9 protein-coding genes and 1 tRNA gene are annotated in these 12090 nt (G+C 51.4%); 9 read left to right on the plus strand and 1 reads right to left on the minus strand.

All coding sequences use genetic code 11. The features are described from left to right. Nucleotides 1-76, plus strand: a tRNA-Gly gene (locus ACVA53_RS18380). A gap of 849 nt (nt 77-925) precedes the next feature. On the opposite strand, the gene queG is transcribed toward ACVA53_RS18380, so the two are convergent. Continuing rightward, a complete protein-coding gene (gene queG / locus ACVA53_RS18385) occupies nt 926-2053 on the minus strand; it encodes a tRNA epoxyqueuosine(34) reductase QueG (RefSeq protein ID WP_446505905.1) in 1128 nt (375 codons plus the stop codon). 179 nt (nt 2054-2232) lie between these two features. On the opposite strand from queG, the gene ACVA53_RS18390 reads away from it, so the two are divergent. From ACVA53_RS18390 to hflK, 8 genes are all read left to right on the plus strand, one after another. Next, a complete protein-coding gene (locus ACVA53_RS18390; RefSeq protein ID WP_446505883.1) occupies nt 2233-3723 on the plus strand; it encodes an NAD(P)H-hydrate dehydratase in 1491 nt (496 codons plus the stop codon). 7 nt (nt 3724-3730) lie between these two features. Next, a complete protein-coding gene (tsaE, locus tag ACVA53_RS18395; protein WP_255045079.1) occupies nt 3731-4195 on the plus strand; it encodes a tRNA (adenosine(37)-N6)-threonylcarbamoyltransferase complex ATPase subunit type 1 TsaE in 465 nt (154 codons plus the stop codon). Nucleotides 4196-4199: 4 nt separating this feature from the next. After that, complete coding sequence (locus ACVA53_RS18400) at nt 4200-6092, plus strand: LysM peptidoglycan-binding domain-containing protein (RefSeq protein WP_446505906.1); 1893 nt, start codon at nt 4200-4202, stop codon at nt 6090-6092. Nucleotides 6093-6094: 2 nt separating this feature from the next. After that, nucleotides 6095-8275: a DNA mismatch repair endonuclease MutL gene (mutL, locus tag ACVA53_RS18405; protein WP_446505884.1), complete on the plus strand. Its 2181-nt coding sequence runs from the start codon at nt 6095-6097 to the stop codon at nt 8273-8275. Further along, entirely contained in the window at nt 8268-9203 is a 936-nt protein-coding gene (miaA, locus tag ACVA53_RS18410) for a tRNA (adenosine(37)-N6)-dimethylallyltransferase MiaA (RefSeq protein WP_255045083.1), read from the plus strand. Before mutL ends, miaA begins: the two co-directional genes overlap by 8 nt. 86 nt (nt 9204-9289) lie before the next feature. Further along, nucleotides 9290-9559 (plus strand): RNA chaperone Hfq, encoded by a 270-nt coding sequence (gene hfq, locus ACVA53_RS18415; RefSeq protein ID WP_039458576.1) that lies wholly within the window; start codon nt 9290-9292, stop codon nt 9557-9559. A gap of 25 nt (nt 9560-9584) precedes the next feature. Beyond that, a complete protein-coding gene (gene hflX / locus ACVA53_RS18420) occupies nt 9585-10874 on the plus strand; it encodes a ribosome rescue GTPase HflX (protein ID WP_446505885.1) in 1290 nt (429 codons plus the stop codon). Between the two features lie 57 nt (nt 10875-10931). Then, nucleotides 10932-12089 carry an FtsH protease activity modulator HflK gene (gene hflK, locus ACVA53_RS18425; protein WP_255045085.1) on the plus strand — a complete coding sequence of 386 codons (1158 nt, stop codon included), beginning with the start codon at nt 10932-10934 and terminating at the stop codon, nt 12087-12089. The last annotated feature ends 1 nt before the right edge of the window (nt 12090 follow it).

Consider the following 12090-nt stretch of genomic DNA (forward strand, 5'->3'; position numbering starts at 1 on the left):
GCGACACTAGCTCAGCTGGTAGAGCGCAACCTTGCCAAGGTTGAGGTCACGAGTTCGAACCTCGTGTGTCGCTCCAATTTCAGGAAAGATGTGCTCCTACGAGGAACCTCGAGTACCTAGTCGGCCACGTCGCTCCAATTTCATTGCTGCCGCTGTATGAGCAGGGGAACGGCAAAGCTACTACTGTGAAGTATTAGTTCAATTGCAACATTCCTGGGTTAATCGATTCTCGATAATCTTGTGTGTTGTTTCAATGTTCCATAACCTGTTGGTTATTGGGAACCATTATGAAGCGATCAGCTTCGAAAACATCATTGTTGATTTGCCCTTACAGCCTTATGGCTGTTTATTTTTGTTAAGCAATATCGAGATGCTCTGTTTAGTGTCACATGACGACACAAGCTCTTTGAATGGTGTGATACGGGTAATGTTAATTGCCAGCAGGGAGCTGTGAATCGTATCTGTCTTAATTTATCCCGACCAGTTTATGCCTGAATGCCTTGTCGTTCGTGGGCTTGAGCTTGTGGCGGATAGAAAATACTGAGATCGTGCACAGAGTTATCCACAATTCTATGTTGTGGGTAAGTCGGTTGATTACGTGTGCCGATACAGTGTGAACAAGTCTGTATTTATCTTTTTATTCTTCAATCAAACAATAATCTAAAAAAAACAATCCACAATATAAAGTGTTGTTTTTTATGACTTTGATCCCCTTTATTCAAAACTTATATACAACCTGATCCACTCTGTGGATGTTTGGATAACTTTTTTTGAGTAGGTACTATTGGGCTGTGTTTAATATTGGGAATAGCAGATAAACAGACAAAATTGAAAATGTTTTCCACATTAACTCAGAAGCCTGATCAAGCTCTCACTATGTGTGGATAACGTTGCAATATGGCAGCCGGACGGTTTCCCCTCTCTGCTAGGCATCGCGCGGTAGGCCTTTCTCCACGATGCGCACTAGTCGTTTAGTGCTCACTGGCAGGACATTGATAGCAGCCTGCTGGCGCTTCTCGAGTTGCTTTTCTTTTGCCCAATCGATGTGTTTATCCAATAACGCATTTTCACCCTCTCTGGACTCCAATGCTTCGATTATTTCTGGGCTATATGGGGCATTTCCCATCGCAATGGTCAAATTTCGTAGCCATTGAATATGGCCGATGCGGCGAATTGCTGAACCTTCAGTATTTTTCAGGAAAGCGGCTTCGGTCCAAGTGTACAGTGTAGTCAAAGGTTGTAGGCGTAAGTTGTCACGGCAGTGATAATCGGTTTCTTTTGTCACCTCGGAAAAGCGGTTGAACGGGCAGACAAGCTGGCAATCATCGCAGCCGTATACTCGGTTACCTATCGCTTCCCGGAACTCTTCAGGGATCACACCGTCAAACTCTATGGTGAGATAAGAAATACACCGCCTAGCATCAACCACACCCTCTTCGACAATCGCTTGGGTAGGGCAGCTGGTCATACAGGCGACGCATTTACCACATTGGTTTTCCTCTGGGCTATCAACAGGCAATGGTAAATCGATAAGCAGTTCACCAAGGAAAAACCATGAGCCAGCCTGCTGATTAAGCAGTAACGAGTGCTTACCTGTCCAGCCCAGTCCGGCTTTTTCAGCCAGCGGGCGTTCCAAGATGGGAGCCGAATCAACGAATGGCCGATAGCCAAATGGTCCCACTTCCTGCTCAATCAATTGTCCGAGCCGCTTGAGCCGGTTACGTATCAGCTTGTGGTAATCACGGCCGAGGGAATACCGGCTGATGTAGGCAGTCTCTGGGTGGCTTAAACTGTGGGCAAAGCTTGCCTCTGGTGGTAGGTAATCCATTCTTGCGCTGATCACCCGAACGGTTCCTGGGTGTAATTCTGCTGGGCGTGCCCGCATCATGCCATGGCGGGCCATCCAGTCCATGTCGCCGTGGTAGCTAGCATCAAGCCAGCGCTGCAGTTGCGCTTCATGTTGGCTTAAATCGACATCGCTGATCCCAACCTCTTGGAAGCCGAGTTCTTTGCCCCATTGCTTGATTTTCTGGGTAAGATTGCGATAGTCGATGGTCATACTTGCAGTACCGGGCTTCATTGGGGGCGGAAGTTTACCACAACCACAGCAAATGTTGAGAGGATCATCATGAAGATCTTGGTCTGTTGATCGTACTGATTGATGCTGTCGCTACAATGGATCTTGTCAATGTGGCATAGGTCCGCCATGTTGACGAGAAAAGGGAGGCTTTCATGAGTGCGGAATATTGGTCTGGCAAACTTTACCGAGCCGAGCAGGTTCGCCGGGGAGAGCAGAAGGTCGCTGCGCAGCAACAATTGGATATGTACCAGTTGATGGAGCGGGCTGGTACCGCGGTGTTTCGAGTGCTTGAACAAGAATTTTCCCGCCAGCAGCACGTATTGGTATGCTGTGGCGGCGGTAATAACGGCGGGGATGGCTATGTCGTCGCCCGATTGGCACGCGAAGCTGGCTATCTGGTGACGCTTTGGCAATTGGGGGACGCCGCACGGCTCACAGGAGATGCAGCCAAAGCTCGGGATGCCTGGCTGGCGGGCGGAGGTCAGATCTTGCCCCCCGGTAAGGCGATCCCTACCATGATCGAGGTGGTGATTGATGCCTTGCTGGGAACCGGCCTTAGTGGTGAAGTACGCCCTGAAGGACAGCGGCTGATCTCGATGATCAATCGGATCGCGTTGCCGGTGATAGCGGTGGATATTCCTTCTGGGCTGTGCGCGGATACCGGGAAGATCCTCGGCCAGGCCATCAAAGCCTGGGTCACGGTGACCTTTATTGGCAGCAAGCAAGGCTTATGGACGGCGCAGGCGGCCTGTTATGTTGGCCACGTGCAGTTTGCTGGGTTGGAGGTGGCGGATGCTTTTGAGCAAATCGAGTCACCACCGGCTATTCTTAGCCAAGCTTCAGATATCGCCTGCTGTTTGCCTCCGCGCCAGCGTGATGCCCACAAGGGTGATCACGGTAAGATCTTGTTGGCCGGAGGTGATCATGGGATGGGCGGGGCGATCCGTATGGCGGCCGAAGCGGCGGTAAGGGCCGGAGCAGGCCTGACGGCCGTACTGACGCAACCTGACAATGTGTTGGCAATTGTGGCATCAAGACCTGAAATAATGGTTCTTGGCTGGCAGGATTCACAACGTTCTGTGCTGGCCCAGCGTCAGTTGTGGGCTGATGTGCTGGTTTTGGGCCCTGGGCTTGGTCAATCGGCATGGAGCCGGGCTTTATACGACGTGCTCGCCCAGACAGAAAAAAGGCATGTGGTGGATGCAGATGGATTGAACTTATTGGCGCATTCACCAGACTATAAAAATAATCGTATAATTACTCCTCACCCCGGTGAGGCGGCAACGTTGCTGGCCTGTTCGGTCGCCGAGGTGGAAGCCGATCGTTTCTGCGCCGCAAGAACCCTGCAACAGAAGTACGGCGGAGTGGTCGTGCTAAAAGGTGCAGGGACCTTAGTGGATGATGGTACCCTGTGCTGGGTATGTGCAGCGGGGAACCCAGGAATGGCAACGGGTGGGATGGGGGATGTGCTCTCCGGTATCATAGGGGCGTTGTTGGGCCAAGGTTTGTCTTTGGCTGCTGCTGCCCGATGCGGAGTATGGATCCACAGCACCGCTGCTGACCGCTGCGCAGCTGAGGGGGAGCGTGGTATGCTTGCCAGCGACTTGTTCCCTCATATTCGACAATTAGTAAATCCAAGATAAGAAGACAATGCATAGTTTTGAAATCCTGCTCGTTGATGAGCAGGCGACGGTAGATTTAGGCCACAAGCTGGCCCACTCCTGTCAGCGCCAGACCACCATTTATCTTCATGGTGACTTGGGGGCTGGGAAAACCACCTTTAGCAGAGGCTTTATTCGTTCTTTGGGTCACCCTGGGAATGTGAAAAGTCCTACCTATACTTTGGTGGAGCCTTATGAACTTCCGCCTTGGCAGGTCTATCATTTTGATCTGTACCGCCTTGCGGATCCTGAAGAGCTAGAATTTATGGGGATCCGTGACTATTTTGCCGCGGATGCTATCTGCTTGGTGGAATGGCCGGAGAAAGGGGCTGGCGTATTGCCAGAAGCTGATCTTGAATTAGATATGCGCTATCACGGTGAGCAACGTAAAGTTACCCTGACGGCAAATAACGAATACGGTAGTGAACTCATTAAACGCTTGGAGTTGTGTTGATAGGATGTCGTTACGGGCTTTTTTGAATGCTGTGATTTTAGGGGCCAGTCTGTTTAGCTCATTGGCCATGGCAAATGAGTTGAAAGGGATCAGGGTTTGGCCAGCACCAGAGGAAACTCGCGTGGTGTTGGATCTAAAAGACGAAGCGGTTTTCAGTTATTTCACTTTGACCAAGCCAGATCGCTTGGTGGTGGATCTCAAGCAGACTTCGTTGAAAACCAAGTTGCCAGTGGTGGTGAAGGACAGTGCGATCCTGACCAAAATTCGCAACAGTGGTGCGCCAGAAAAAGGGACCTATCGTCTGGTGCTGGAAATGAAAGCGGGGATGACCCCAAACCTGTTTACGCTGGCACCTACGCCCGATGGTCATTACAGCCATCGCTTGGTGTTGGACTTGCCGCATGGTAAAGCAGCCTTAGTTAAGAAGCCTGAACCGACTTCGAAGCCGTCTGTTGCGAACCAGCAGGCCATATTGCCTTACGGCAGCGATGATATCATCGTTGCGATCGATCCTGGCCACGGTGGTGAGGATCCTGGCTCAATTGGCCCGAGCCGGTTGTATGAAAAGAACGTGACGTTGGATATTTCCAAAAAGGTTGCGTCTCGGATCAATGCCACCCCGGGAATGAAGGCCGTGATGACCCGTCAGGGGGATTACTTTGTAAACCTTAACCGGCGTACTGATTTGGCCCGTAAAGAACGTGCCCACTTACTGGTCTCTATTCACGCTGACGGTTTCCATCAACCTCAACCTCGTGGTGCATCGGTATGGGTGCTTAATACCCGCCGGGCGAACAATGAAATTGGCCGCTGGCTTGAGCAGCATGAAAAGCAGTCTGAGCTACTCGGTGGCGGTGATGTACTGTCCGGTGGCAGTGATGACCAGTACTTGAGCATGGCGGTTCTTGATTTGCAGTTTAGCCATTCCCAGAAGGAAGGGTACGACGTTGCCAGTCGGGTATTGAAAGAGATGAGCAAGGTCACGACCTTGCACAAAAGCAGGCCGGAGCATGCCAGCCTGGCGGTGTTGAAGTCTCCGGATATTCCGTCGTTGTTGGTTGAAACCGGGTTCATTACCAACCCGACCGAGGAGCGGCTGCTAAACTCGAAGTCACACCAGAACAAACTGGCGGATGCGGTCTACCGTGGCGTATTGTCGTATTTTAACGAGAAGCCACCGGAAGGGACTCTGTTTGCTTCCCGCAACCAGGGAGTCAAGTATAAGGTAGCCAGTGGTCAGTCGCTGAGCGTGATCGCTAACCGTTATGGTACGTCTGTGGCTGCTATAAAGCAGGCGAACAATCTCAAGTCGAATACCTTGAAGGTTGGTCAGGTTTTGGTGATCCCGGGTAAAGCCCCGGTAACGGCATCCGCAACAACGGCGGCTGTGGCGACAACGACAAAGACGGTGACGCATACAGTGAAGCGCGGTGACTTCCTTGGCAAGATAGCCAGCCAATATGGGGTGACTGTCGCGAGTATCAGGCGTGACAACAACTTACGTTCCGATGAACTGGCAGTCGGCCAAAAACTGAGAGTGTCAACGACGGTTCCGATAACCGCTCCTGAAACGGTAGCTAGAGCGACAACCACCAAAACAGTGACGCATACAGTGAAGCGTGGTGAATTCCTTGGCAAGATAGCCAACCAGTATGGGGTGACTGTCGCGAGTATCAGGCGTGACAATACGTTACGCACCGATGAACTGGCGGTTGGCCAACAGCTGAAAATTTCAGTGAAGGCCCCGGCATCGGTAGTCCATACCGTGCAGCGGGGGGATTTTCTCGGTAAGATTGCCACTCGTTATGGAGTAACTGTCAGTCGTTTACGTGAAGCGAACCAATTACGTTCAGATAAATTGGCGGTTGGACAAAAACTTACTATTCCGAGTAGTTGATTATGCCTATTCAGATCTTGCCAGCTCGTTTGGCGAACCAAATTGCTGCTGGTGAGGTGGTAGAGCGACCCGCGTCGGTGGTCAAAGAGCTGGTTGAAAACAGCCTGGATGCAGGGGCAACCCGCATCGATATTGATATCGACAAGGGGGGCAGTCGAACAATCCGGATCCGCGACAACGGTAAGGGGATCCCCAAGGACGAGCTGGGCTTGGCCCTAAGCCGCCATGCCACGTCAAAAATTGCCACGCTCGATGATCTTGAAGCCATTGCCAGTCTGGGGTTTCGCGGTGAGGCGCTAGCCAGTATTAGTTCGGTGTCGCGCCTGACCTTAACTTCCCGCACCGCTGAGCAAGAAGAGGCCTGGGCTGCGTATGCCGAAGGGCGGGACATGGAGGTGCAACTCAAGCCTGCGGCCCATCCTGTCGGGACTACGCTGGAGGTATTGGATCTGTTTTTCAATACACCGGCCCGACGTAAATTTCTCCGTACCGAAAAGACCGAGTTTGGCCATATTGACGAGCTGCTAAAGCGCATCGCCCTTAGCCGGATGGATGCCACCATTAACCTGCGTCATAACGGCAAGGTGATCCGTCAATATCGTGCGGCCAACACCCAAATCCAAAAAGAACGTCGCTTGGCCGCTGTGTGCGGGCAGGCCTTCTTGGAGCATGCCCTGGCGGTTGAATTGGCCCATGGCGATCTCAAACTCGGCGGTTGGATTTGCAGTCCGCAGGGCGCAAGATCACAGAACGATATCCAGTACTGTTATGTCAACGGCCGGATGATGAAAGACAAGCTGATCAATCATGCTATCCGCCAAGCTTACGAGACCAGTCTGGCCGCCGATCAATATGCGGCCTATGTGCTGTTTATCGAGGTCGATCCACACCAAGTGGATGTCAACGTGCATCCGGCCAAGCATGAAGTCCGCTTTCACCAGGCCCGTTTGGTGCATGACTTTATTTGTCAGGGACTGCAAAGTGCCCTGATTGAAGGGGCAGCGGATGACGCCGAGCAGGTGGTGAATGCGCCGGCTCCTAGGGCCAGTGCCCGAGCACCGGAAGCACCGTACTCATCGGCTTCTTCCTCAACTCCGTCTTCTCATTCTCATGGTATTGCCGAACCTAATGCGGCATTGGCTGCCGTGGCTCGCACCCCGGATTACCCTAACAAGGCTCCTGCCCGTGACTGGCTAACAGCAGCTGGTACGCCTTCAGGAAGTACCGCGGGCAGTGATGCTGATGTTCAAGGCTCTGAGCAATCATCAGGCTATCGGGACGGAACGGATACCTCCTACGTTCCGTCAAGGGATGAACAGACCTATCGTGGAAATGATGGTGCTAAGGGTGGAGCAGGCCGTTCTGGTGGCAATAGCCGCTCCCGCTATCAGGATGACGGCCCTAGTCCGGAAGAAGTCGAGGTCTACCAACAGCTGATGCAGACGGTGGCATCGTCGTCGACGCCAGCTTCATCGACTTTGTCGGTATCCAGTCCATCTCTTGCTAGCCCATCGCCGGCTCAACCACAGGCCAAGCAGCCAGCCTCCTTTCCTGAGAGGAAAGCTGTCAGCCAGGTACCAACTCGCCAGGATGCCATCGATACGACCAATGGAGTCGGGCTGGGCAAGGCCCTGTCACTCGTGGCGAAGCAATACTTGCTGCTTAACCGTGATAACGGTCTGGCCCTGTTGTCATTGCCCCGAGCTCAGAGCCTGCGGACCAAAGGACAGTTACGTTTGGCACAGGGAGAAGGATTGAAACCACAGCCCCTGCTGATCCCGCATTCCATTCCCGTCGAGCCGGATATGATAAACTGCGTCGAGCAGCATGCGATGTTGCTTAAGCAGCTCGGTATACAGCTTAAGGCCAAGAATAAACAGCAGTTGATTATCTTGTCGGTATGCCAGCCACTACGTCATCAGAACTTGCAACAATTGATACCGGCGCTGCTAGCCTACCTCATGTCCGTGGCCGAAGACGCAGAAGCGCAAGGGTGGGACAAGCTGTTAGACTGGCTGGTTGGGCAGCTGACTGTGCCCACAGAAGCCTATACCTTATCCCAAGCAATCCAGTTGGTTACTGAACTGGAGCAGCTATGGGGTCCAGAACTCGAACACTACTTTTCAGACTTGTTGCGCCCGGTCGACGTGAGCGCAGCAGTAGAAGCTTTTAATTATGACTAAGCCATTACCACAGGCAATTTTCCTAATGGGCCCGACAGCGTCGGGCAAAACTGATTTGGCGATCCGATTGCGCCAACAACTTCCGGTAGAGTTGATAAGCGTTGATTCAGCCCTTATCTATAAGAATATGGATATCGGTACGGCAAAGCCCGATGCCGACGAATTGGCGCAAGCGCCACATCGATTGATCGATATTCGTGATCCAGCGCAAAGTTATTCAGCTGCAGACTTTCGCGCTGATGCACTGAAAGAAATGGCTGATATAGTTGCACAAGGGCGCATTCCTTTATTGGTTGGTGGTACTATGCTGTACTACAAGGCATTATTGGAAGGTTTATCGCCACTGCCAGCGGCTGAACCGGTGATCCGCGCTCAGATTGAGCAGGAAGCGGCGGAGAAAGGTTGGCAGGCGATGCACGAGGAATTGGTACGGATCGACCCGGTGTCCGGGGCTCGGATCCACCCCAATGATCCCCAACGTCTTTCACGCGCATTGGAAGTTTTTCGAATTTCGGGTAAAACTTTAACTGAGCTGACGAAAACTCAAGGTGATACCTTGCCTTACAGGGTTCACCAGTTTGCAATAACGCCCACGGACAGGGCTGTGCTGCATCGGCGGATCGAGCAACGCTTTGAGAAAATGATCGACGCAGGTTTTGAGCAGGAAGTACGAGCTTTGTATGAACGCGATGATCTGCACCCAGACCTTCCTTCAATTCGTTGTGTTGGTTACCGCCAGATGTGGGAATATTTGGACGGGCAGTGTTCTTTGGATGATGCGGTTTTCCGCGGTATCTGTGCTACTCGTCAATTGGCGAAGCGTCAAATCACCTGGCTAAGAAGCTGGAAAGATCTGACGTGGTTGGATAGCAGTGACCCAGAATTGGCGTTACAAACCGTCACAAACTCAGTTAGATGTGATGTTTGATTAACGTGTATACTGGTTACTGTTTTGCGTATTTTTAATTTTGTTCGTTGCTAACTACAACTACAAACAAATAAGGAAAAGAAATAATGGCTAAGGGGCAATCTCTGCAAGACCCATTTTTGAACGCTTTGCGTCGTGAAAGAATCCCAGTTTCAATCTACCTGGTTAATGGTATCAAACTACAGGGCCAGATTGAGTCTTTTGATCAGTTTGTGATCCTACTGAAGAACACTGTAAACCAGATGGTGTACAAGCATGCGATTTCAACAGTGGTACCGGCTCGTCCAGTTAACCACCACCATACAGGTGATCGCCCAGCTTCGGCAGAACGTTCACAAGAAAAAACCGAAGAATAATACTCTTCATTAAGGAGTTGATTGCTTGTTTGACCGTTATGAAGCCGGTGAGCAGGCAATTCTTGTTCATATCAACTTCACGCAAGATGGGGAGTGGGAAGACTTAAGCGAATGCGAAATGCTAGTCTCCTCGGCGGGAGTCAATACGCTACGGGTGGTAACCGGTAGTCGTAAAACTCCCCACCCTAAATATTACGTGGGTGAAGGTAAAGCACAGGAAATTGCCGAAGCGGTTAGGGCTGAAGACGCCGAAATCGTTATATTCAACCATTCTCTTTCTCCAGCGCAAGAGCGCAACTTGGAGCAGATTTGCAAATGCCGTGTATTGGACCGTACCGGTCTGATCCTCGATATCTTTGCTCAACGAGCGCGTACCCACGAGGGTAAGCTGCAAGTCGAGCTGGCACAGCTACGTCACATCTCAACCCGATTAATCCGCGGTTGGACCCACCTTGAGCGTCAAAAAGGCGGGATCGGCTTGCGTGGACCGGGTGAAACCCAGTTGGAAACGGACCGCCGTTTGCTTCGCGATAGGATCAAGACGATTTTGCGCCGTCTTGAAAAAGTCTCCAAGCAACGTGATCAGGGGCGCCGTGCACGAAACCGTGCCGAAATCCCAACGATTTCACTGGTTGGATACACCAATGCCGGCAAGTCGACGTTGTTCAACCGGGTGACCGATGCTGGCGTATATGCTGCTGACCAGCTGTTTGCTACTCTGGACCCGACTCTACGCAAGATTGATGTGGCCGATGTTGGTACCTCAATTTTGGCTGATACGGTCGGTTTTATTCGTCACTTGCCCCATGATTTGGTCGCGGCCTTCAAGGCAACCCTGAAAGAAACTCAGGATGCCAGTTTGCTACTGCATGTGGTCGATGCCAGTGATGACCGTTTCCGTGAAAATATTGAAGCGGTTGAGACGGTACTCGAAGAGATTGATGCCGGTGAGGTGCCAATCTTGGTGGTGATGAATAAGATCGATAATCTAGAAGGTGCATCGCCACGTATTGAACGTGATGAAAACGGTGTTCCTCAACGGGTTTGGGTCTCGGCGATGGAAGGGCTGGGGATTGAGCTGTTGTTTGAAGCTCTGACCGAACGTCTCTCTGGTACCATGGTGAAGCATACCCTGCGGTTACCGCCTCAGTACATTGGGCGCTACCGGAGCAAGTTTTACCAGCTGGGGTGCATTGTCAGTGAGGAATATGACAATGATGGCAGCCTGCAAATTGACATTCGCTTACCGCTGGTAGAGTGGTCTAGGTTACAAAAAAGAGAAAGTACTTCGTTAGATGACTTTATCGTTGCTTAATGGACTGCTAGAGTAATAAGAAAAACTGTCGTCATATCATATTGATGGAGTTCTATAATGGCGTGGAATGAGCCTGGAAACAACGGCGGCCGTGATAAAGACCCTTGGGGGAACAATAATCGCGGTGGTCGTGAACAAGGTCCACCGGATCTCGATGAAGTTTTTTCAAAACTGAGTCGTAAATTCGGTGGTATTTTTGGGAATAAAAAGGGACCTTCGACCGGCGGCAGCGCTGCAGGTCTTGGGGCAATAGCAGTTGTGGCTGCAGCGGTATGGGGCTTTTCTGGTTTCTATACCATCGGCGAAGCGGAGCGCGGGGTTGTTTTGCGTTTCGGTAAATTCTACGAAATGGTAGATCCAGGTCTGAACTGGAAACCTACTTTTATCGATGAAGTCGAGCCGGTAAACGTGCAGGCTATTCGCTCTTTGCGCAGCTCAGGCTTGATGCTGACCAAAGACGAAAACGTACTGAAAGTTGAAATGGATGTTCAGTACCGTGTGGCAGAGCCACAAAAATATCTGTTCAGCGTAACTAATGCCGATGATAGTTTGCGTCAGGCCACAGACTCTGCACTGCGTGCGGTGATTGGTGACTCGACCATGGATCAGGCTCTGACCACAGGGCGTCAGGTGATTCGTGCGAATACGCAAGAAGCGATCGACAGCATTATTCAGCGTTATGACATGGGCTTGTTCGTTGTTGATGTCAACTTCCAGTCTGCTCGTCCACCGGAAGCGGTAAAAGATGCTTTCGATGATGCTATCGCAGCGCGAGAGGATGAAGAGCGTTTCGTTCGTGAAGCAGAAGCATACAGCAATGACATCTTGCCGAAGGCAACTGGTCGTGCTGAGCGTCTGAAGAAAGAAGCGGAAGGTTATTCTGAGCGCGTGATCAACGGTGCATTGGGTGAAGTCGCTCAGTTTGAAAAGCTGTTGCCACAATACCTAGCGGCACAAGATGTGACACGTAACCGTCTGTACCTTGAGACCATGGAACGTGTTTACTCTAACACCAGCAAAGTTATGGTCGACTCGCAATCAAGCGGTAACCTGTTGTACTTGCCTCTGGATAAGCTGATTAACCCAGCCCAGCAGAGCAGTCAGCCAAAGAGTGGCTCATCTACCGATTACGGTATTGAATTGGAGAAAGTCGAGACCGCTCCGGTATCAACCGCTCCACGCAGTACCGATACTGGCCGCCAGGGGAGATTTTAAT

It is taken from the genome of Photobacterium sp. DNB23_23_1 (assembly GCF_052873815.1).